The 20,177-nt window shown below is 71.5% G+C and carries 19 protein-coding genes; 15 read left to right on the plus strand and 4 right to left on the minus strand.

Features of this window, described 5'->3' with window-relative positions:
* Positions 1-3 precede the first annotated feature (3 nt).
* From ACIBHY_RS07690 to ACIBHY_RS07720, 7 genes are all read left to right on the plus strand, one after another.
* Positions 4-903 (plus strand): hypothetical protein, encoded by a 900-nt coding sequence (locus ACIBHY_RS07690; protein WP_397306262.1) that lies wholly within the window; start codon positions 4-6, stop codon positions 901-903.
* Positions 900-2,621: a murein biosynthesis integral membrane protein MurJ gene (gene murJ / locus ACIBHY_RS07695; RefSeq protein ID WP_397306263.1), complete on the plus strand. Its 1,722-nt coding sequence runs from the start codon at positions 900-902 to the stop codon at positions 2,619-2,621. The genes ACIBHY_RS07690 and murJ overlap by 4 nt, the downstream gene beginning before the upstream one ends.
* Before the next feature lie 13 nt (positions 2,622-2,634).
* Complete coding sequence (locus ACIBHY_RS07700; RefSeq protein ID WP_397306264.1) at positions 2,635-3,705, plus strand: glycosyltransferase; 1,071 nt, start codon at positions 2,635-2,637, stop codon at positions 3,703-3,705.
* A 197-nt stretch (positions 3,706-3,902) separates the two neighbouring features.
* Positions 3,903-4,892: a TerC family protein gene (locus ACIBHY_RS07705; RefSeq protein ID WP_397250254.1), complete on the plus strand. Its 990-nt coding sequence runs from the start codon at positions 3,903-3,905 to the stop codon at positions 4,890-4,892.
* Positions 4,893-4,998: 106 nt separating this feature from the next.
* On the plus strand, positions 4,999-5,640 hold the full coding sequence (locus tag ACIBHY_RS07710; protein WP_397250252.1) for a phosphatidylserine decarboxylase: 642 nt from the start codon (positions 4,999-5,001) through the stop codon (positions 5,638-5,640).
* On the plus strand, positions 5,627-6,448 hold the full coding sequence (gene pssA / locus ACIBHY_RS07715; RefSeq protein WP_397250250.1) for a CDP-diacylglycerol--serine O-phosphatidyltransferase: 822 nt from the start codon (positions 5,627-5,629) through the stop codon (positions 6,446-6,448). Before ACIBHY_RS07710 ends, pssA begins: the two co-directional genes overlap by 14 nt.
* Positions 6,449-6,486: 38 nt before the next feature.
* Positions 6,487-6,753, plus strand: a complete 267-nt coding sequence (locus ACIBHY_RS07720) for a hypothetical protein (RefSeq protein ID WP_379617601.1) — start codon at positions 6,487-6,489, stop codon at positions 6,751-6,753.
* 18 nt (positions 6,754-6,771) lie between these two features.
* Here the strand turns inward: ACIBHY_RS07720 and ACIBHY_RS07725 are convergent, their stop codons facing one another.
* Together ACIBHY_RS07725 and ACIBHY_RS07730 are read right to left on the minus strand one after the other, a co-directional pair.
* Positions 6,772-7,428: an MBL fold metallo-hydrolase gene (locus ACIBHY_RS07725; protein ID WP_397250248.1), complete on the minus strand. Its 657-nt coding sequence runs from the start codon at positions 7,426-7,428 to the stop codon at positions 6,772-6,774.
* 20 nt (positions 7,429-7,448) lie between these two features.
* Positions 7,449-8,237, minus strand: coding sequence for a maleylpyruvate isomerase family mycothiol-dependent enzyme (locus ACIBHY_RS07730; RefSeq protein ID WP_397250246.1), 789 nt, complete (start codon positions 8,235-8,237; stop codon positions 7,449-7,451).
* A gap of 231 nt (positions 8,238-8,468) precedes the next feature.
* On the opposite strand from ACIBHY_RS07730, the gene uvrA reads away from it, so the two are divergent.
* From uvrA to whiA, 8 genes are all read left to right on the plus strand, one after another.
* Positions 8,469-11,309 carry an excinuclease ABC subunit UvrA gene (uvrA, locus tag ACIBHY_RS07735; RefSeq protein ID WP_397250244.1) on the plus strand — a complete coding sequence of 947 codons (2,841 nt, stop codon included), beginning with the start codon at positions 8,469-8,471 and terminating at the stop codon, positions 11,307-11,309.
* 276 nt (positions 11,310-11,585) lie between these two features.
* Positions 11,586-12,011 (plus strand): Rieske (2Fe-2S) protein, encoded by a 426-nt coding sequence (locus tag ACIBHY_RS07740; RefSeq protein ID WP_397250242.1) that lies wholly within the window; start codon positions 11,586-11,588, stop codon positions 12,009-12,011.
* Positions 12,012-12,115: 104 nt separating this feature from the next.
* Positions 12,116-12,571 carry a Rieske (2Fe-2S) protein gene (locus ACIBHY_RS07745; RefSeq protein WP_184974084.1) on the plus strand — a complete coding sequence of 152 codons (456 nt, stop codon included), beginning with the start codon at positions 12,116-12,118 and terminating at the stop codon, positions 12,569-12,571.
* Positions 12,572-12,620: 49 nt separating this feature from the next.
* Positions 12,621-13,067, plus strand: a complete 447-nt coding sequence (locus tag ACIBHY_RS07750; RefSeq protein WP_397306265.1) for a Rieske (2Fe-2S) protein — start codon at positions 12,621-12,623, stop codon at positions 13,065-13,067.
* 70 nt (positions 13,068-13,137) lie between these two features.
* On the plus strand, positions 13,138-15,105 hold the full coding sequence (gene uvrC, locus ACIBHY_RS07755) for an excinuclease ABC subunit UvrC (RefSeq protein WP_397306266.1): 1,968 nt from the start codon (positions 13,138-13,140) through the stop codon (positions 15,103-15,105).
* Positions 15,102-15,971, plus strand: coding sequence for an RNase adapter RapZ (gene rapZ, locus ACIBHY_RS07760; RefSeq protein WP_397108564.1), 870 nt, complete (start codon positions 15,102-15,104; stop codon positions 15,969-15,971). Before uvrC ends, rapZ begins: the two co-directional genes overlap by 4 nt.
* Positions 15,972-16,123: 152 nt before the next feature.
* Positions 16,124-17,101, plus strand: a complete 978-nt coding sequence (gene yvcK, locus ACIBHY_RS07765) for a uridine diphosphate-N-acetylglucosamine-binding protein YvcK (protein WP_397306574.1) — start codon at positions 16,124-16,126, stop codon at positions 17,099-17,101.
* 84 nt (positions 17,102-17,185) lie between these two features.
* Positions 17,186-18,166 carry a DNA-binding protein WhiA gene (gene whiA / locus ACIBHY_RS07770; protein ID WP_379617619.1) on the plus strand — a complete coding sequence of 327 codons (981 nt, stop codon included), beginning with the start codon at positions 17,186-17,188 and terminating at the stop codon, positions 18,164-18,166.
* Positions 18,167-18,489: 323 nt separating this feature from the next.
* Here whiA and ACIBHY_RS07775 read toward each other — a convergent pair whose 3' ends face one another.
* Positions 18,490-19,140 (minus strand): hypothetical protein, encoded by a 651-nt coding sequence (locus ACIBHY_RS07775; RefSeq protein WP_397306267.1) that lies wholly within the window; start codon positions 19,138-19,140, stop codon positions 18,490-18,492.
* Entirely contained in the window at positions 19,140-20,084 is a 945-nt protein-coding gene (locus ACIBHY_RS07780) for a hypothetical protein (protein ID WP_397306268.1), read from the minus strand. The genes ACIBHY_RS07775 and ACIBHY_RS07780 overlap by 1 nt, the downstream gene beginning before the upstream one ends.
* Positions 20,085-20,177 lie beyond the last annotated feature (93 nt).

The raw sequence follows: 20,177 nt of genomic DNA on the forward strand, positions 1-20,177 counted from the left end.
CCCATGGCCCGTGCCCTGCTGTGCGCGCTCGCCGGAGCCGCACTCGGCGCCGTCGCCGCCCGCGCCGCCTACTCCGCCTTCACCGCGCGTGTGGCCGAGGCTCCCGAGAAGACGGCCACGCCGTCCGGCGAGGTCGTGGCCACGGGCGGGCTGCGCGCCGCCGCCACCTGGACCCGGAGCAACCACCGGGGCGAGCCGATCACGCTGCTCGAAGGCCCCGCGTTCGTGGCGGGCGCGAGCGCCGCCGCCGCGCTCGCCCCCGGCCTGGACCACCGCGTACGGCTGGCCGCCCTCCTGGCCGGAGCCGGCAGCGGCGCGCTGGGCGCCTACGACGACCTCTACGGCAGCACCTCCTCCAAGGGCTTCAAGGGCCACCTCAGCGCCCTGGCCAAGGGCGAGGTGACCAGCGGCGCCGTCAAGATCCTCGGCATCGGCGCCACCGGCCTGGCCGCCGCCGCGCTCGTCTCCCGCGGCCCCCTCGACACCCTCGCCAACGGCGCCACGATCGCCGGAGCCGCCAACCTGGCCAACCTCTTCGACCTGCGGCCCGGCCGGGCCATCAAGGTCGCGCTGCTGACCGGCGGACCGCTGCTGGCCGCCTCGCTGCTGCGCGGCTCCCCGTCGGGCGCGGCGCTGGCCGCCGTCCCGCTGGGCGCCGCCGCCGCGTTGCTGCCCGACGACCTCGGCGAGCGCGCCATGCTCGGCGACGCCGGGGCCAACGCCCTGGGTGCCCTGCTCGGCCTGGCCGCCGTCACCACGCTCGGCCGCCCGGGACGGCTGGCCGTGCTCGGCACCGTCGCCGTCCTGACCGCCGCCTCGGAGAAGGTCTCCTTCACCAAGGTCATCGCGGGCAACCCGATGCTCAACCGCATCGACATGCTCGGCCGCCGCCCCGCCCCGTGACCGGACGGCTGGCGCGGGGCGTCGCGGGCGGCGCGGTACTGATCGGCGCGATCACGATCCTCGCGCGTGTCACCGGCTTCGCCAAGCAGTACGTCTTCGCCCAGACCGTCGGCACCGGCTGCCTGTCCACCGCCTACTTCACCGCCAACCAGATCCCCAACATCGTCTTCGAGGTGGTGGTCGGGGGAGCGCTGGCCGGCATGGTGGTCCCGGTCCTCGCCGGCGCCGCCGCCCGCGCCCGGCCGTGGGGCGAGCCGCCGCTGGAGGAACCCGACTCCCCGGAGGCCGCCCGCGGCGCCCAGGCCATGGCGGCCTCGCCCGTCGAGGCCCACGCGTACGTGAGCCGCGTCTCCTCGGCACTGCTGACCTGGGTGCTGGTCGTGCTGGTCCCGCTGGCCGTGGGCGTGGCGGTGCTGGCGGGCCCCATCGCCGGACTCTTCTACGGCTCGGCGCTCCCGCTATGCGAGGTCGAGGCCGTGCGGGCCGTCACCGCGGACATGCTGGTCGTCTTCGCCCCCCAGATCCCGCTGTACGGCGTGGCCGTCGTCCTCTACGGCGTCCTTCAGGCGCACAAGCGCTTCGCCGGACCCGCCGTGGCGCCGCTGGTGTCCAGCATCGTGGTGATCGCCGCCTACCTGGTGTTCGTCCCGGTCAGCGGCGGCACGAGCGAGCCGGTCAGCCCGCTCGACGCGGGCGAGACCGTCCTGGCGGTCGGGACCAGCCTGGGCGTGCTCGCGCTCGTGCTCACCGTCGCCGGGCCCGCCTCGCGGCTCGGGCTCCGCTGGCGGCCCACGCTGCGCTTCCCCGACGGGGTCGCCGCGCAGGTGCGCGGGCTGGCGTTCGCCGGGATCGCCGGGTTGCTGGCCCAGCAGGCGGCCATGGTCGTGGTGCTGTACCTGTCCAACGGGATCGGCGTGGGGGCGATCGCGGTCTACAACTACGCGTGGGCGATCTACCTCGTGCCTTACGCGGTGCTGGCCGTACCCATCGCGACCAGTGCTTTTCCCGGGCTGTCCGCGCGGGCGGAGAGCGGCGACGAGGAGGGCTTCGCGGGACTGGCCGCGCGCACGACGCGGGCGGTCGTGCTGGTGTCGGGGCTGGCGGCGGGGGCGCTGGCGGCGGTGTCCGGGCCGGGCGCGGAGGCGTTCCTGCTGGGGTCGGAGTCTGCGGTGCCACACGCGCAGTTCGCGCGGACGATCGCGCTGTTCGCGCCGGGCCTGATCGGGTACGGGCTGATCGCGCACCTGAGCCGGGTGCTGTACGCGGCGGGCAAGGGCCGGGAGGCCGCCGCCGGGACCGTGGCCGGATGGCTGGTGGTGATGGTGGCGCAGGCCGGGTTCGTGCTGGTGCTGCCGGATGAGTGGGAGATCGCCGGGATGGCGCTCGGGATGAGCGCCGGGATGACCGTGGGCGGACTCTGGTTGCTGGTCGCGGTGCTGCGGGCCCGTGGCAGGGCGGCGGCCGCGGGGCTGGTCAGGGCGGCGGTCGCGGCGGTGGCCGGAGGGGCCGCGGGGTTCCTGGCGGGCGCGTGGGCGGCGGGACTGATCGGCGCCGACGGGCTCTGGCCCCGGCTCGGGGCCACGGCGCTGGCCGGGGCGGTCGCGATCGTGGCGGGGGCCGCGGTCGCGGCGCTGCTGGACCGCGACGACGCCCGCGCCCTGGCCGGGATGGCCACGCGGCGCCGACGGGGACCGGAACGGGCTTCAGCGGACGGTTGAGAGGAGAAACGTCGTGCGGGTGGTGTTCGTGCTCGGAACCACGTCAGGCGGGACGGGGCGGCACGTGCTCATGCTGGCCGAAGGCCTGCTACGGCGCGGCCACCAGGTCGTGGTCGCCGGGCCTGCGGCGGTCGGTGAGGCGTTCGGGTTCGGCGCGGCCGGGGCGCGGTTCACGCCGGTCGCGGTCTCCGACCGGCCGCACCCGGCCCGCGACCTGGCGGCGGTCGCCGCGATCCGCCGCATCACCCGTGAGGCCGACGTCGTGCACGCCCATGGGCTGCGCGCGGGCGCCCTCGCCGTCCTGGCCGGGTTCGGAAGGGCCCGCCCGGCGCCGGTGGTGACGTTGCACAACGCGCTCACCGCCGGAGGCTTCGTCGGCGCGGTCCACGGCGTGCTGGAGCGGATCGTGGCACGGGGCGCCGGACGTGTGCTGGTCGTCTCACCGGATCTCGGGGAGCGGATGGCCGCCCTCGGCGCCCGTGACGTGCGCCCGGCCGTGGTGCCCGCCCCCGTGCCCAGGCCGCCGTCACGCGCCGCCGCGCGAGTGCGCGAGGAACTCGGCGCGGGAGAGCGGCCCGTGGTGCTGACGGTCGCGCGGCTGGCGCAGCAGAAAGGGCTGGAGTTCCTGCTGGACGTGGCGGCCGGTCCCTGGGGCGGGCGGGAGCCGGTGTTCGCGATCGCGGGGGAGGGGCCGCTGAAGCGGGAGCTCCAGGAACGTATCGAGAGGGAGAAACTGCCCGTGCGGCTGCTGGGCGACCGCGACGACGTGCCCGATCTGCTGGCCGCGGCCGACCTCGTGTTCTGGCCGAGCCGCTGGGAGGGGCAGCCGCTCAGCCTCAGCGAGGCGCTCATGGCGGGCCGTCCGGTGGTGGCCACCGAGGTGGGTGGCATCCCTGACCTGCTGGGGGGTGCCGGGACGCTGGTGCCGTACGGGGAGGTGGGGGCGGCGCGCGCGGCCGTACGGGCGGTTCTGGAGGAGCCAGGCGAGGCGGAGCGGCACGCTCGGGCGGCGGCGGAAAGGGGCGCGGCGCTGCCCCGCGACGACGACGCGGTGGACGCTGTCCTGGGCGTCTACACCGCGTGAAGACCCCCGGGAAGATTAGGCCGCGACCCCGCGTTCTCCTATACTGCGTTGGTTAGGGGAGGGGAGTATCCCTTCGCGGCAGCCTCGTCATCACGGTGTAGCCCCGCTCCACGGGGCCCCCGGGGCTGCCGGTCGGCCGAAAGCGCCGGCGGGAGAGACCTCCGGCTGTCAGTCATGCGTGCCGGAGGTAGGAAAACGTGACCGTACCCGTGTGGGCCTGGATCGCCGTGATCGGCGGGCTCCTCCTGGTCATCGCCATCGATCTGTGGATCGTCGACAGGGGCGAGGCCCGCGAATTCTCCATGCGGCAGGCGACCTACTGGGTCTCCTTCTACGTCGCGCTCGCCGTGGCCTTCGGTGTGCTGCTGTGGGTGACCGAGGGGGGCGGCAAGGCCGGTGAGTTCTTCGCCGGATACATCACCGAGTACAGCCTGAGCGTCGACAACCTGTTCATCTTCTTCATCATCATGAGCCGGTTCGCGGTGCCGAAGCAGTTCCAGCACAAGGTGCTGCTGGTCGGCATCCTGATGGCGCTGGTCATGCGCGGCATCTTCATCGCGCTCGGCGCGGCCGCCCTGGAGCGCTTCAGCTGGCTCTTCTACGTCTTCGGCGCCTTCCTCGTCTACACCGCGATCAACATCGTCCGCCAGCACCTCAAGGGCGACGACGAGGACTTCCAGGAGAACGCGGTGCTGCGGTGGGTGCGCAGGGCGTTCCCGACCACGCCCGACTACGTCGGCTCCAAGATCATGGTCAGGATGCACGGCCGCCGCATGGTCACCCCGATGCTCATCGTCATGGTCGCGATCGGCACCACCGACCTGCTGTTCGCGCTCGACTCCATCCCCGCCATCTTCGGGCTCACCAAGGACCCGTTCATCGTCTTCACCGCCAACGCGTTCGCCCTGATGGGCCTGCGCCAGCTCTACTTCCTGCTCGGCGGGCTGCTCCAGCGCCTGGTCTACATCAGTTACGGCCTGGCGTTCATCCTCGGCTTCATCGGGGTTAAGCTGGTTCTGGAGGCTCTGCACGCCAGCGACGTCTCCTGGGCGCCCACCGTGCCCATCCAGCTTTCGCTCGCGGTCATCGGAGTCACGATGGTCGTCACCACCGTCGCCAGCCTGCTCAAGTCCCGCAGCGACGCGCGCAAGGGCGTGAAGAGCGCGAGCCAGACCGGGGCTAGCTAAAAGGCGTTCTAGGCGCTTTGCTGTGTCTAGTTGCGTCGTGTCATAGTTGCAAGTTCTGTAACATCACGGCAAAGCGCCGGTTCGTTCACCACTCCAAAGGTTGTCCGTGTCAGACGATTCAGCTAAGACCGCCCGCGTGCGCCTGGCGCGCGGGGTGTCCCCGTGGCTCCTCCCGACCGTGGCGGCCGCCGCCGCGACCACGCTGCTCACCCGCAAGGACAAGCGCTGGGCGCTGGCCGCCGTGCCGCTGAGCGCACTCACGGGCGGGATGCTCTGGTTCTTCCGCGACCCCGACCGGACGCCCGGTCAGGGCCGCGTTCTGTCGCCCGCCGACGGCGTGGTGCAGAGCATCGACCCGTGGCCGGACGGCCGGACCCGGGTGGCGATCTTCATGAGCCCGCTGAACGTGCACGTCAACCGCGCACCCCTTGCGGGAACCGTCACCTCCGTGCAGCATGTGGCGGGTGGGTTCCTGCCGGCATTCAACAAGGACAGCGACCAGAACGAGCGCGTGGTGTGGCATTTCGAGACCGCGCTCGGCGACATCGAGATGGTGCAGATCGCGGGCGCGGTGGCGCGCAGGATCGTGCCGTACCTGAGCGCGGGGGCCAAGGTCACCCAGACCGAGCGGATCGGCCTGATCCGGTTCGGCTCGCGCGTGGACATCTACCTTCCCGAAGGCATCACGCCCGCGGTCGCCGTGGGTGAGAAGACGGTTGCGGGGGTGACCCGAATTGACCACGGCTGACGCAGGCGGCTGGCAAGCCGACGACGAGGACCCCCGTGGGCCCGTCGGCAAGGCGTTCCGCCTTTCCGCCGCAGACTCCCTGTCGCTGGGCAACGCGCTGTGCGGCTTCCTGGCCGTGTGCGTGCTGGCCACCTCGGCCGTCACCTCCCTGCAGGCGAACAAGGGCCTGGTGATCCAGCCCGGCTTCTTCGCCACCGCCGTGGTGCTGCTGCTCATCGGCGCCACCTGCGACCTGTTCGACGGCCTGGTGGCGCGGCGCTTCCGCGCCTCGGCGATGGGCGCCGAACTCGACAACCTCGCCGACGTCATCAGCTTCGGCTTCGCGCCCGCCTTCATGGTGGTGATCTGGGGCGGCTTCAACGGCACCGTGCCCATCTGGTGGGTGCTGACCGCCGCCGCCTCCGTGCTCATCGCCGGCGTCGTACGGCTGGCCCGCTTCGCCTGCGTGAAGACCAAGAGCGGCGACTTCATGGGCCTGCCCATCCCCATGGGCTGTATGACCGTCATCTCGATCGTCATGCTGTTCGAGGCGAACATCTGGTCGCTGCTGGCCGTGCTCGGCGTGTCCTGGCTGATGGTCAGCCGCGTGGAGTACCCGAAGCCCAAGGGCCAGCTCGCCGCCGTCGTCCTCGGCTGGATCATGGTCAACGTCGCCTTCCTGACGTTCTGGGTGGCCTTCCCCCAGGGCGGCGACCTGCCGATCAAGATCGGCGCGACCATGCAGATCGCGCTCGTGGCGGCGATCCCGCTGCGGATGCTCTTCTACAAGCGCGAGCAGCGCAAGGAAGCCCACCGCGTCGACAACTGAGCCTCCTCAAGCCGGGCGTCATCGGCTTTGATGGAGGCATGGCGCGCGAACACACTCGCACGTACTTCCTCGGCAAGCTCGCGAGGGAGCTGGAGTTCCGTGGCCTCGATGCCACGCTGCGCGCCGACCCGCCCTCGTTGCGGGTCGGCGACCCCGGTGCCCGGCTGCTGACCGAGACGGTCGACTGCGTTCCGATCGCCGAAGGCTGGTACTACCGCTGGTCCTGGGGCGAGGTGGTGGAGTCGACCACCAACCCCGCCGAGGCCGCCGACCGGATCGCCAGGATCCTCGGGCCGATCAGGTAGCTCATCTCGCGGCCGGGTTCACCATCCCCGGGCCTTCCACTCCGGCAGCGACGGGCGCTCGGCGCCCAGCGTGGTGTCCTTGCCGTGGCCCGGGTAGACCCAGGTCTCGTCCGGCAGCCGGTCGAAGACCCGCTCGGCCACGTCGGTGTAGAGCTGGGTGAAGCGCTCGGCGTCGTCCCAGGTGTTGCCGACGCCGCCGGGGAACAGCGAGTCGCCGGTGAACAGGTGCTTGATCGTCTCGCCGCCGTCGTAGAGCAGGGCGATCGAACCCGGTGTGTGGCCGCGCAGGTGGATGACCTCCAGCGTGACCTCGCCGACCGTGACGTGGTCGCCGTGCTCGACCAGGCGGGCCGGCTCGACGGGCAGCGCGGGCGCGTCGAGCGGGTGGGCGATCACCTGGGCGCCCGTGACCTTGGCCACCTGCTCCAGCGCCTGCCAGTGGTCGCCGTGCTGGTGGGTGGTGACGATCGTGCTGATCGCCTGCTCGTCGACCAGCGCCAGCAGCCGGTCGGCCTCGGCGGCCGCGTCGATGAGCAGGCCGTCGCCGGTCACGGCGCAGCGCAGCAGATAGGCGTTGTTGTCGAAGGGGCCGACGGCGAGCTTGGCGATGCTCAGCGCGGGCAGTTGCCGCACATCGGCGGGACCGCCGACCGTGACGTCGCCGGTGTAGGTCATGAGATCTCCTCGGGGCCCGATCACGGATAGTCGTCGGGGGGCGCCGCCGGAAGGCCGGGCGGGGCCGGCTGGCTCAGCCAGGGCGGCGGCTCAGGAACGGCGTGCCCCTCGCGCACCACCCTAATCCCCTCGCCACGCGAGCGACCCGTGAGCCAGGCGAGCACGTCCACCGGTCTGCCCGCCACCGCGGGCAGCCGTCCGCCGGGAGCCGCCGCGTTCCCGCCGAGGTCGCTCCAGGTGTGCGGGGGCTCGCCCAGGAGGGTGATCTCGCCGACCGTGCTCTTCCCGTACGGCCAGCTCGCCAGGCAGTCGTGCAGCTCGCGCCGGACGAACGCGGCGGGCCAGTCGGCGGGGCCGTAGCCGGCGCCCAGGTCGGCGTGGTGGATCTCCAGCTCCCTGATCCGCCTGACCAGGACGTACCAGGCGGGGTGCCAGGGCGGGCGCAGTGCGCGGACCATGCCGCTCCACGCCTGCGCGGGCTGCTCGCGGATGGCGCGGGCGAGCCGTACCGCGCCGTCTTCCAGGTCGGCGAGATGTTCGGCCGGGGTACGGCCGGCGCCCTCCTCGATGCCGGCGACCCGGGCGGCGAGCGAGGGATACTGGGGCGTCTCGACCCCGGTCCTGGCCCAGGCGAGCAGGTTGAGCAGGCCGTCGGCGTTGCGGGCGAGGTGGGCCAGGACGTGGCCGCGGGTCCAGCCGGGCAGGTTCGACGGGGCGGACAGGCCGGCGGGCGACAGGCCGGCCGCGGTGGCCAGGAGACGGTTGGTGGCCGCCGTGATCTCGGAGTGGAGCGCGGGGATGACCGTCATGGCGGCTGTTCCAGCAGGGCCGGTGGCCTCTTCACCAGCGGCGGCCGCCGTACGCGGGCATAAAGGCGCAGGTCGCGCGGTTGAGTCCCAAAGAGCGCCTGCCCTCGCGGCGGGAGGCCGTAGTCTGAGTGGGACGGATTTTCGGGGGCCGGGGAGCGGGCCGCCGAAATTGTCGGTGCCCCCATCTACTATCCCCGTGGACCTATCCGTTTATCGACTTCCGGGATCGCCGTGGCTGACCGCCTGATCGTGCGTGGAGCACGTGAGCACAACCTCAAGGACGTCTCGCTGGACCTGCCGCGAGACTCGCTGATCGTCTTCACCGGCCTGTCCGGATCGGGCAAGTCCAGCCTGGCCTTCGACACGATCTTCGCTGAGGGTCAGCGGCGCTACGTCGAATCCCTGTCGGCCTACGCCCGCCAGTTCCTCGGCCAGATGGACAAGCCCGACGTCGACTTCATCGAGGGCCTGTCGCCCGCGGTGTCCATCGACCAGAAGGCCACCAGCAAGAACCCCCGCTCGACCGTCGGCACGATCACCGAGGTCTACGACTACCTGCGTCTGCTGTGGGCGCGCATCGGCAAGCCCCACTGCCCGGTCTGCGCGCGGCCCATCGCCCGGCAGATGCCGCAGCAGATCGTCGACCGCGTGATGGACCTGGAGGAGGGCACCCGCTTCCAGGTGCTCGCCCCGGTCATCAGAGGCCGCAAGGGCGAGTACGCCGAGCTCTTCCGCGAGCTGCAGACCAAGGGCTTCGCCCGTGCCCGCGTCGACGGCACCGTGATCAGGCTGGAAGAGCCGCCGACGCTGAAGAAGTACGAGAAGCACGACATCGAGGTCATCGTCGACCGCCTGTCGGTCAAGGACTCGGCGCGCCGCAGGCTCACCGACTCGGTCGAGACCGCGCTGCAGCTGTCCGGTGGCACGATCACGCTGGAGTTCGTCGACCTGCCCGAGGGCGACCCCGGCCGCGAGCGCTTCTACTCCGAGCACCTCTACTGTCCCTACGACGACCTGTCGTTCGAGGAGCTGGAGCCGCGCTCGTTCTCCTTCAACTCGCCCTTCGGCGCCTGCCCCGAGTGCACGGGCCTGGGCACCAAGATGGAGGTCGACCCCGACCTGGTCGTGCCCGACCCGGAGAAGACGCTGCGCGACGGCGCCCTGCACCCGTGGTCGGGCGGCCACACCAGCGAGTACTTCATCCGGCTGACCGAGGCGCTCGGCCACACGATGGGCTTCACCCTCGACACGGCCTGGGAGAAGCTGCCGAAGAAGGCGCAGAAGTCGCTGCTGTTCGGCCACGAGGAGCAGGTCCACGTCCGCTACAGCAACCGCTACGGCCGCCAGCGCTCCTACTACACCACCTACGAGGGCGTCATCTCGTGGGTGCAGCGCCGCCACGCCGAGGCCGAGAGCGACGCCACGCGCGAGCGCTTCGAGGGCTACATGCGGGAGATCCCGTGCCCGGCCTGCGACGGCAAGCGCCTCAAGCCGGTCACGCTGGCCGTCACGGTCGCCGACATGTCGATCGCCGACGTGGCGAGCATGTCCATCGGCGAGTGCGCGAAGTTCCTGGCGGGACTGAAGCTGTCCGACCGTGACATGCACATCGCCGAGCGGGTGGTCAAGGAGATCAACGCCCGGATGGGCTTCCTGCTCGACGTCGGGCTCGACTACCTGTCCATGGACCGCGCCGCCGCCACCCTGGCCGGCGGTGAGGCGCAGCGCATCCGCCTGGCCACGCAGATCGGCTCCGGCCTGGTCGGCGTGCTGTACGTCCTGGACGAGCCGTCCATCGGCCTGCACCAGCGCGACAACATGCGCCTGCTCGACACCCTCATCAGGCTGCGCGACATGGGCAACACGCTCATCGTCGTCGAGCACGACGAGGACACGATCGCCGCCGCCGACTGGGTGGTCGACATCGGACCCGGCGCGGGCGAGCACGGCGGGCAGGTGGTCGTCTCCGGCACCGTCCAGGACCTGCTGTCCAGCGAGGAGTCGATGACCGGCGCCTACCTGTCCGGCCGCAGGTCCATCGCCGTTCCCCCCAAGCGCCGCAAGCGCGACAAGAAGCGCCAGATCACGGTGAAGGGCGCGCGCGAGCACAACCTCAAGGGCGTCGACATCGACTTCCCGCTCGGTGTGTTCACCGCGGTCACCGGCGTCTCGGGCTCGGGCAAGTCGACGCTGGTCAACGACATCCTCTACAACGCCCTGGCCAAGGAGCTCAACGGCGCCCGCACGGTGCCCGGCCGCCACGCCCGGATCAACGGCATGGACCAGGTCGACAAGGTCGTCCACGTCGACCAGTCGCCGATCGGGCGTACCCCGCGTTCCAACCCGGCCACCTACACCGGGGTCTTCGACCACGTCCGCAAGCTGTTCGCGGCCACGACCGAGGCCAAGGTGCGCGGCTACCAGCCGGGCCGCTTCAGCTTCAACGTCAAGGGCGGTCGCTGCGAGGCGTGCGCGGGAGACGGCACCATCAAGATCGAGATGAACTTCCTGCCGGACGTCTACGTCCCGTGCGAGGTCTGCCACGGCGCCCGCTACAACCGCGAGACCCTGGAAGTCCACTACAAGGGCAAGACCATCTCCGAGGTGCTGGACATGCCGATCGAGGAGGCCCTCGGGTTCTTCGACGCGATCCCGGCGATCAGGCGCCACCTGCAGACGCTCAACGACGTCGGCCTCGGCTACGTACGGCTCGGCCAGCCCGCCACCACGCTGTCGGGCGGCGAGGCCCAGCGGGTCAAGCTCGCCTCCGAACTGCAGCGCCGCCAGACCGGGCGGACGATCTACGTCCTCGACGAGCCGACCACCGGTCTGCACTTCGAGGACATCCGGCGCCTGCTCGGCGTCCTTGGGCGGCTCGTCGACGGCGGCAACACGGTGATCGTCATCGAGCACAACCTCGACGTCATCAAGACGGCCGACTGGGTGATCGACATGGGCCCGGAGGGCGGATCCAGGGGCGGCACGCTGGTGGCGGCGGGGACGCCGGAAGAGGTCGCGGCGGTGGAGGAGAGCCACACCGGGCGCTTCCTGCGCAAGATCCTGTCCGTCTGAGACGAGAGACCTCCCCTGTGCGGCCGGCGCGAGCCGCACAGGGGCCTTTCGCATGGTGTCGGTCACGAGAACTCCTTAGGGGGTTGCCGGGGTTGAGGTCCGGTACCCGGAGACCGGACGCTGGAGGTGACGCGGTGTGCGCGTTCAGAGTCGGGCGGAGCGCTGACCGTCGGTCTACCACCCGCTGACGGGACCGCCCTGGGCGGCCAATAGATTGGTGCGACGGGTAACGACCTGGCCTGTTGGGGGTCACGGGCGACGCGGAAGGGTCGGGAAATGACAAGTTCTGAGCGTGATGTCGTCATGCCGGAAGTCGGCCGCCGGACGGTGCTGGGTGCGGCGGGCGTGGCCGCGTGCGGCGTGGCTCTGGCCGGATGCGGCGGCGAGCCCAAGGGCGCGGCGCCCGGCATCAAGGGCAAGGAGATCGCCAAGGCGGCCGACGTCCCCGTGGGCGGCGGCAAGGTGATCTCCAAGTGGAAGATCGTCGTGACCCAGCCGACGGCCGGCGTCTACAAGGCGTTCAGCGCCGCGTGCACGCACAAGGGCTGCGCGGTCGCCTCGCCGAAGGAAGGCGTCATGACCTGTCCGTGCCACGGCAGCGAGTTCGACGCCAACGACGGCAAGTGCCTCAAAGGGCCGGCCACGGCGCCGCTGGCCGCCTACCAGGTCAAGGTTCAGGGCGACGGGATCGTCATCGTCTGAACCGGTAATTGTGCGTGGTTCCCAGGATCGGCACGCCTCAGGCTGAACCGGTGCCGGTGCGCCGGCCGTACCTGAAGTGAGCAAACGACCTGGGAGGACCGGATATGGCGGAGACGACACGCAGGGCCGTGGTGCTGGGCGCCGGCGCGGCGGTGCTGACCGCGTGCGCGGGATACGGACAGCCAGCCGGGGAGGACGCGGCCGCACCCAGTTCGGAGGCGCCGAGCTACGGAGCCACGGAACCGAAGAAGAGCAAGAAGCCGGCCGCCGGAGGCAAGGCGCTGACCGCCACCGCCGACATCCCCGAGGGCGGCGGCAAGGTCTTCGAGAGCGAGAAGATCGTGGTGACGCAGCCGACCGCGGGGGAGTTCAGGGCGTTCAGCGCGACGTGCACGCACGCGGGCTGCACGGTGGCCGACGTCGCGGACGGCACGATCAACTGTCCCTGCCACGGCAGCAAGTACGACATCTCCGACGGTTCGGTGACCGGCGGCCCGGCGCCCAAGCCGTTGCCCAAGAAGAAGATCACGGTCGACGGAGACCAGATCAAGCTCGCCTGACACGGGCTGATTCATGCAATTCTCACGCGGGTGCGGTTGTCTGTCCCGCATGGGAGATGACCTTCAGAGCCGTAGGACGATGATCGCCGGCGTCGGCGCGGGCGGGCTCACGCTCGCGCTGGCGGCCTGTGGCGGTGGCTCCGCCGAGACGTCGGCGGAGGCTTCCGGCGCCCCGGCGACCTCGGGTTCCGCCGCGCCGCAGGCGCCCGCGGGCGGGCTGGGCAGCACGGCCGACGTGCCGGTCGGCGGCGGGAAGATCTTCGCGTCCGAGAAGATCGTGGTGACGCAGCCGAAGGCCGGGGAGTTCAAGGCCTTCAGCGCGTCCTGTACGCATAGCGGGTGCACCGTCGGTTCCGTCTCCGACGGGACGATCAACTGCCCGTGCCACGGCAGCAAGTTCGCCATCGCGGACGGGGCGGTGGTCAAGGGACCGGCGGCGAAGCCGTTGCCGGCCAAGGACGTCACGGTCGAGGGCGATCAGATCAAGCTCGCCTGAGAGCGCCGGAGCGGCCCGTCGCGCCTCGTGCACGGCGGGCCTGCTCCGTCCTCCCGCGTTCCCGGCCCGCATGAGGTTGTCGGTCGGGCGGGCTAGGCTTCTATCCGTGTCCAGCCCACTCAGTTTCCGCCCCCGACCCGGCTCCATCCCCGACTCCCCAGGGGTCTACCGGTTCCGGGACGCGCACCGCCGCGTGATCTACGTGGGCAAGGCCAAGAGCCTGCGGCAGCGGCTCAACTCCTACTTCGCGGACTTCGCCGGGCTGCACCCGCGTACCCAGACGATGCTCACCACCGCCGCCGACGTCGACTGGACGGTCGTCAGCACCGAGGTGGAGGCGCTGCAGCTCGAATACTCCTGGATCAAGGAGTTCGACCCGCGCTTCAACGTCAAGTACCGCGACGACAAGTCCTACCCCTATCTCGCGGTCACCATGGGCGACGACTTCCCGCGCGTGCAGGTGATGCGGGGCGCCAAGCGCAAGGGCACCCGTTACTTCGGCCCCTACTCCCACGCCTGGGCCATCCGCGAGACCGTCGACCTGCTGTTGCGCGTCTTCCCCGTGCGTACCTGCTCGGCCGGGGTGTTCAAGCGGGCGGGCCAGATCGGGCGCCCCTGCCTGCTCGGCTACATCGACAAGTGCTCGGCGCCGTGCGTCGGCCGGGTCACCCCCGACCAGCACCGCGAGCTGGCCGAGGACTTCTGCGACTTCATGGCGGGCAACACCACCCGCTGGATCAAGCGCCTCGAACAGGACATGCGCCAGGCCGCCGCCGAGCAGGAGTACGAGCGGGCCGCGCGCCTGCGCGACGACATCCAGGCGCTGCAGCGGGCGCTGGAGAAGCAGGCCGTGGTGCTCGGCGACGCCACCGACGCCGACGTGATCGCGCTGGCGGAGGATCCGCTCGAAGCGGCGGTCCAGGTCTTCTACGTGCGTGGCGGGCGCATTCGCGGGCAGCGGGGGTGGGTGGTCGACAAGGTCGAGGAGACGACGCCGGGCGAGCTGGTCGAGCACTTCCTGCTGCAGATCTACTCCGAGGGCGAGATCCCTCGCGAGGTGCTGGTCCCCGAACTGCCGCCGGAGCCGGAGGCGGTCGGTGAGCTGCTGTGCGAGCAGCGCGGCGCCCGGGTCGAGCTGCGCGTGCCGCAGCGCGGCGACAAGAAGTCGCTGATGGAGACCGTCGAGCGCAACGCCAAGGAGTCGCTGGCCCAGCACAAGATCCGCCGCGCCAGCGACCTGACCACCCGCAGCAAGGCGCTGCAGGAGATCGCCGACGCGCTCGACCTCGACCAGGCGCCGCTGCGCATCGAGTGCTACGACGTCTCCCACCTGCAGGGCGAGAACGTCGTGGCCTCCATGGTCGTCTTCGAGGACGGCCTGGCCAGGAAGAGCGAGTACCGCCGGTTCGCGGTGAAGACCAAGGAAGGCGACGTCGCCTCGATCTACGAGGTGATCAAGCGGCGTTTCCGCCGTTACCTCGAAGAGCGCTCCAACACCGGCGAGCTGACGCCGGAGGCGGGTGAGGACGAGGAGGGCGTCGAGGGCGTCGCCTCCGGCCCGATCGACCCCGAGACGGGCAGGCCGCGCAAGTTCGCCTACCCGCCCAACCTCGTCGTCGTCGACGGCGCCGGCCCCCAGGCCGCGGCCGCGCAACGGGCGCTCGACGAGCTCGGCGTGGACGACGTGGCCGTGTGCGGCCTGGCCAAACGGCTGGAGGAGGTCTGGCTGCCCACCGACGACCAGCCGGTCATCATGCCGCGCTCGAGCGAGGGCCTCTACCTGCTGCAGCGTGTGCGTGACGAGGCACACCGCTTCGCCATCACCTACCATCGAGCCAAGAGGTCCAAGTCTGTGAAGGAGAGCGCGCTCGACGCGGTGCCCGGCCTCGGCCCGGCGCGCAAGCAGGCGCTGCTCAAGAGGTTCGGCTCGGTCAAGAAGCTCAAGGAAGCCACGGTGGCCGAGATCCGCGAGGTCCCCGGCATCGGCGAGGCGACCGCGGAGCTGATCGTGTCGAGGCTGAAGGGGGAAGGACAGTGAGCACCACCGAGCCGGCGTTCGTGATCGTCACCGGCATGTCGGGGGCGGGGCGCAGCACAGCGGCCAAGGCACTGGAAGACCTGGGCTGGTTCGTGATCGACAACCTGCCGCCCGGGTTGCTGTTCGCCATGGCGGAGGAGGCCGGCAAGGTCAAGCTCGCCGCCGACAAGGTGGCGGCCGTCGTCGACGTGCGCAGCCTGGCCTTCACCACCGACCTCAACGCCGCCATCGAGGAGCTCGAAGGCCGCGGCGTCCGCGTCCGGGTGGTGTTCCTGGAGGCCAGCGACGAGGAACTCGTCCGCCGCTTCGAGAACGTCCGCCGCCCTCACCCGCTGCAGGGCGAGGGCCGCCTGGTCGACGGCATCGCCCGCGAACGCGGCATCCTGCGCGAGGTGCGGGCCAACGCCGACCTGGTCATCGACACCTCGGCGCACAACGTGCACGAGCTGCGCAACAAGATCGTCGCCTACTTCGGCGGGGAGGACCGGCCCGGCCTGCGGGTCAACGTGCTCTCCTTCGGCTTCAAGTACGGCCTGCCCGTCGACGCCGACCTCGTCGTCGACTGCCGCTTCCTGCCCAACCCGCACTGGGTGCCGGACCTGCGTCCCATGAACGGGCTCGACGCCCCGGTGCGCGACTACGTGCTCAGCCAGCCGGGCGCCAAGGAGTTCCTCGACGCGTACGAGGAGGTGCTGGGGGTCGTCGCCGCCGGCTACGCGCGTGAGGGCAAGAGCTACGCCACGCTGGCGGTGGGCTGCACGGGCGGCAAGCATCGCAGCGTGGCCATGGCCGAACAGGTCGCCGCCCGGCTGCGCGACCGCGGGATGGAGATCCAGGTGAGCCACCGGGATGTGGGCCGCGAGTGACTGATGAACTTCCGGGCGCGGGAGACGCTTCCACGGCGGCTTCCGGCGCCCGTTCGGCGTATCCGCGTGCCGGTTCCGGGGCACCCGGTCCTGCGGCGGTTTCCGACGTGCTCGGGGTGTTGCTGGGGGACGGGGCGGCGGTGCCGTACCGGATGGAGGGGCAGATATCCGTGCCGGCGGAAAGCGGCGGGACGCGGCGGGACGGGCCGAGGGTGGTGGCGCTGGGCGGCGGGCACGGGCTCTACGCGTCGCTGTCGGCGCTGCGCGGGGTGAGCGGCGAGCTGACCGCGGTGGTGACGGTGGCCGACGACGGCGGGTCCAGCGGGCGGCTGCGGCGTGAGCTCGGCGTGCTGCCTCCGGGCGACCTGCGGATGGCGCTGGCGGCGCTGTGCGGCGACGACGAGTGGGGCGGCACGTGGAGCGAGGTCGTGCAGCACCGCTTCCGCTCCGAGGGCGACCTGCACGGGCACGCGGTCGGGAACCTGCTGATCGTGGCGCTGTGGGAACTGCTGGGCGATCCGGTGGCCGGGCTCGACTGGGTGGGCAGGCTGCTCAAGGCGCACGGCCGGGTGCTGCCGATGGCGTCGGTGCCGCTGGACATCGTGGCCCGGGTGGAGCTCGACGGGAACATCTCGACCGTGCGCGGGCAGGTCGCCTGCGCGCTGACGCCGGGGCGGGTTCAGTCCGTGTCGCTGGTGCCCGAGGATCCTCCGGCGCGGCCCGAGGCGATCGCGGCGGTGCGGGAGGCCGACTGGGTGGTGTTCGGGCCCGGGTCGTGGTTCACCAGCGTGCTGCCGCATCTGATGGTGCCGGAACTGGCCAGGGCGCTGCACGAGACGCGGGCGCGCCGCCTGGTCACGCTCAACCTGGCGCCCCAGCCGGGGGAGACGGATGACTTCTCGCCGCAGCAGCACCTGGAGGTGCTCCGGCAGCACGCGCCCGATCTTTCGGTAGATGTCGTACTCGCCGACACCGGGGTGGTCGACGACCGCGACGCCCTGGAGAAGGCGGCGGCGGCGCTCGGCGGCCGGCTCGTGATGGCCGACGTCGCGGCCTCCGACGGTTCGCCCAGGCACGACCCACGCCGACTTGCCTCCGTCCTGGACGAGATTTTCCTCCAGAAGCGCTGATCAAGGCCACCTATCGGGGGCGGCGGCCCGAAAGGTGCGAGAGACTGCTGTGAGGCCGGTCTGAATGGGGGAGGACTAACGCTTATGGCGATGACAGGTGTGGTCAAGGACGAACTGAGCCGACTACCGGTGCTGAAGCCGTGCTGCCGCAAGGCGGAGGTCTCGACGCTGCTGCGGTTCGCCAGCGGCCTGCACCTGGTGGGAGGGCGGATCGTGATCGAGGCCGAACTCGACACGAATGCCACCGCCCGTCGGCTGATCAAGGACATCGGCGAGGTGTTCGGGCACAAGGCGGAAGTGCTGGTGCTCGCGCCGGCCGGATTGCGCAAGGGCTCGCGCTACGTCGTGCGCGTCTACCGCGACGGCGAGGCGCTGGCCCGCCAGACCGGGCTGATCGACAACCACGGCCGGCCGGTGCGCGGCCTGCCGCGTCAGGTGGTGGCGGGGGCCGCCTGCGACGCGGAGGCGGCCTGGCGCGGGGCGTTTCTGGCGCACGGGTCGCTGACCGAGCCGGGGCGCTCGATGTCCCTGGAGGTCACCTGCCCGGGGCCGGAGGCGGCGCTGGCCCTGGTCGGCTCGGCGCGCCGGCTCAAGATCCACGCGAAGGCCCGCGAGGTGCGCGGCGTCGACCGCGTCGTGGTCCGTGACGGCGACGCGATCAGCGCGCTGCTGACCCGCCTCGGGGCGCACGACAGCGTGCTGGCCTGGGAGGAACGCCGCATGCGCCGCGAGGTGCGGGCGACCGCCAACCGGCTGGCCAACTTCGACGACGCCAACCTGCGCCGCTCGGCCCGCGCGGCGGTGGCGGCGGGGGCGCGGGTGCAGCGGGCCCTGGAGATACTGGGCGACGACGCGCCCGACCACCTGGTGATCGCCGGGCGGCTGCGGGTGGAGCACAAGCAGGCCTCCCTCGAAGAACTCGGGCAGATCGCCGACCCGCCGCTGACCAAGGACGCGATCGCGGGCCGCATCCGCCGCCTGCTGGCCATGGCCGACAAACGCGCCTCCGACCTGGGCATCCCCAGCACCGAGGCCAACCTCACCTCGGACATGCTCGCCCCCTGATCCGCGTCTGTTCGGCTTCTCTCCGCCGTCCCTTCGTTGCAGTTTCTCTGTGTGTCTGTTGCTGTTTCGGCCCTTGCATCCGTTACGGCTCCCGCCCCACCACCGCGCACGGTCCGACGTGCGCGGGCCTCTGTCCTGGCCGGTCGTGAGGGCTCACGGGGTCGCTCGCCGTGACGAGCGCCCTGTGGGCCGGGCTCCGTGGCCGCCTTGCCAGGTGACGACACAAGCGCCCCCAATGCTGCGGGGCCACACGAAGGCGTGGGCCCGCCGCCATGGCATCGGCCACCTTGGCACGTGTGGAGACTGCCGATGGCCCGGTGGGGTTATGGCCGGCGGTCCTGGTGGGATGAGGCGAAGGGGGTGCCGGCGGGGCGGGGTGGCTGGACGGGGTCGAAGGCGCCGCGCTTCTCGGGTGGCTGGACCGGCTCGAACGCCCCGCGCTGCTCCGGCGGCTGGACGGGGTCGAGTGAGCCGCCGTGGTCCGGGGCGCCGGGGGTGTCCGGGGTGGTGGTTCCGCGTGTCCGGCGGACCTTGAAGGTGACCAGCGCGAAGGCGAGCAGGGCCGGGATCGTGGTGAGCGTCCAGTAGGGCCAGGAGTGCTGGATGGGCTCGATGTAGGCCGTGGCCGCCTGCCGGAAGCCGCCGAGGACGGTGTCCAGGGTGATCAGGTGCTCGGCGGCCGGAGTGGCGGAGCGCGTGTAGGCCGCGGGTGCGGCGCCGATGATCAGGCCCAGGGTCATGGCGGCGCCCGCGTACAGGAGGGCCAGGAACGGGACCAGGAGGCTGCGCGGGCGGCCGATGCGCAGGGTGAGGCCCACCACGAGGCCGGGCAGCAGGGCTTGGGCGGTGCTCCAGGGCAGGCCGTCCGCGGTCTGGGTGATGACCGCGGGCAGGCGGTCGCCGAAGAGCCTGGCGCAGGCGAGGGCGGTGGCGCTGACGGCCATGGCGAGGAAGCCGAAGATCAGGACACGCATCAGGACTCTCCCGGCTCGCGAGGCGGGGCGAACATGTCAGGGACGGGACGGCGCGCGGGGGGCTGAAGCGGCTCGAACGCTCCACGCTCCTCGGCGTTGCTCCGCTCCTCCGAGGCTTCCCTGGGGCTCTTCTCGACCCCGTGCTCCTTCTCGGCCCCGCGGGCCTCCGCGGCATCCCTTTCGCTCGCGGGCCGGCGGAACGCCTCGTGGTCCACCGTGGCTCCTCCGGCGGCCTGCCCGGCGGCCGCGGGGTCCTGGGCGGGCTGCGCGGACCAGGGGTCCTGTGCGGGTGAAGCGGGGGAACCGGAACGCGCCGGCGAACCGGGCCGGGTGGGCTGTGCGGACGTAGCGGAGCGGGTGAACGAATCGAACTGTTCCGAGGTCGCGGGCTGGTCTGGCGCGGGTGCGGCGGGGCCTTCGGGTGCGGGGGAGGCGGGTGATGGGGCGGCGAGGGCGCCGGCCCGCGCCCGGTCCCGGCGGCGGAGGCGCAGGACGCGGATCAGGGTGAGGAGGAAGGCCGGAGTCGCGGCGATCGCCACGCCCGTCCAGAAGATCGGGGAGGTGCGGAGGAGCTCGGGCAGTTCCGAGACGATGCGCAGGGCGTGGTCGTCCAGCGACGGCCACGGGAAGCCCGCCCTGACGTAGTTCCCGAGTTCGGAGCCCATCGAGCCGATCGTGCGGGCGCCGAAGGCGAACAGGGCGGCCAGCACCGGCACCAGCAGGCTGCGCGGGCGGGTCAGCCACAGGGCCACCCAGATGATCACGGCGATGACGAGGCCGAGAACGGTGTGGGCCAGGAGGCGCTGGTCGCCTGTGAACCACCTCACGTTGTACGGCAGCTGCGTGAAGCCGTAGGAGCCCGCGCTGTACGCGACTCCGGCGACCAGCATGGCGACGAACCCGGCGAATAGCCCTCGTACCAGGCCGGATCGTGGTTGTGACATCTCAGCCCCCAGAGAATGCCGCGAATTTACTCCGACGAGTCGGGCACTTTACTTCAATGCCGCAAATTGCGCTCCCTGATCTGTCATACGCAG

The organism is Nonomuraea sp. NPDC050547 (assembly GCF_044457345.1).
GTDB lineage: Bacteria > Actinomycetota > Actinomycetes > Streptosporangiales > Streptosporangiaceae > Nonomuraea.

Bases quoted from the DNA above. Each gene is read 5' to 3' on its own strand.
- ACIBHY_RS07690 (WP_397306262.1), top strand. From the start codon at position 4: ATGGCCCGTGCCCTGCTGTGCGCGCTCGCCGGAGCCGCACTCGGCGCC.
- ACIBHY_RS07720 (WP_379617601.1), top strand. From the start codon at position 6,487: ATGGCGCGCGAACACACTCGCACGTACTTCCTCGGCAAGCTCGCGAGG.
- ACIBHY_RS07725 (WP_397250248.1), bottom strand. From the start codon at position 7,428: ATGACCTACACCGGCGACGTCACGGTCGGCGGTCCCGCCGATGTGCGG.
- ACIBHY_RS07730 (WP_397250246.1), bottom strand. From the start codon at position 8,237: ATGACGGTCATCCCCGCGCTCCACTCCGAGATCACGGCGGCCACCAAC.
- ACIBHY_RS07740 (WP_397250242.1), top strand. From the start codon at position 11,586: ATGACAAGTTCTGAGCGTGATGTCGTCATGCCGGAAGTCGGCCGCCGG.
- ACIBHY_RS07745 (WP_184974084.1), top strand. From the start codon at position 12,116: ATGGCGGAGACGACACGCAGGGCCGTGGTGCTGGGCGCCGGCGCGGCG.
- ACIBHY_RS07750 (WP_397306265.1), top strand. From the start codon at position 12,621: ATGGGAGATGACCTTCAGAGCCGTAGGACGATGATCGCCGGCGTCGGC.
- uvrC (WP_397306266.1), top strand. From the start codon at position 13,138: ATGAGGTTGTCGGTCGGGCGGGCTAGGCTTCTATCCGTGTCCAGCCCA.
- yvcK (WP_397306574.1), top strand. From the start codon at position 16,124: ATGGAGGGGCAGATATCCGTGCCGGCGGAAAGCGGCGGGACGCGGCGG.
- whiA (WP_379617619.1), top strand. From the start codon at position 17,186: ATGGCGATGACAGGTGTGGTCAAGGACGAACTGAGCCGACTACCGGTG.
- ACIBHY_RS07775 (WP_397306267.1), bottom strand. From the start codon at position 19,140: ATGCGTGTCCTGATCTTCGGCTTCCTCGCCATGGCCGTCAGCGCCACC.
- ACIBHY_RS07780 (WP_397306268.1), bottom strand. From the start codon at position 20,084: ATGTCACAACCACGATCCGGCCTGGTACGAGGGCTATTCGCCGGGTTC.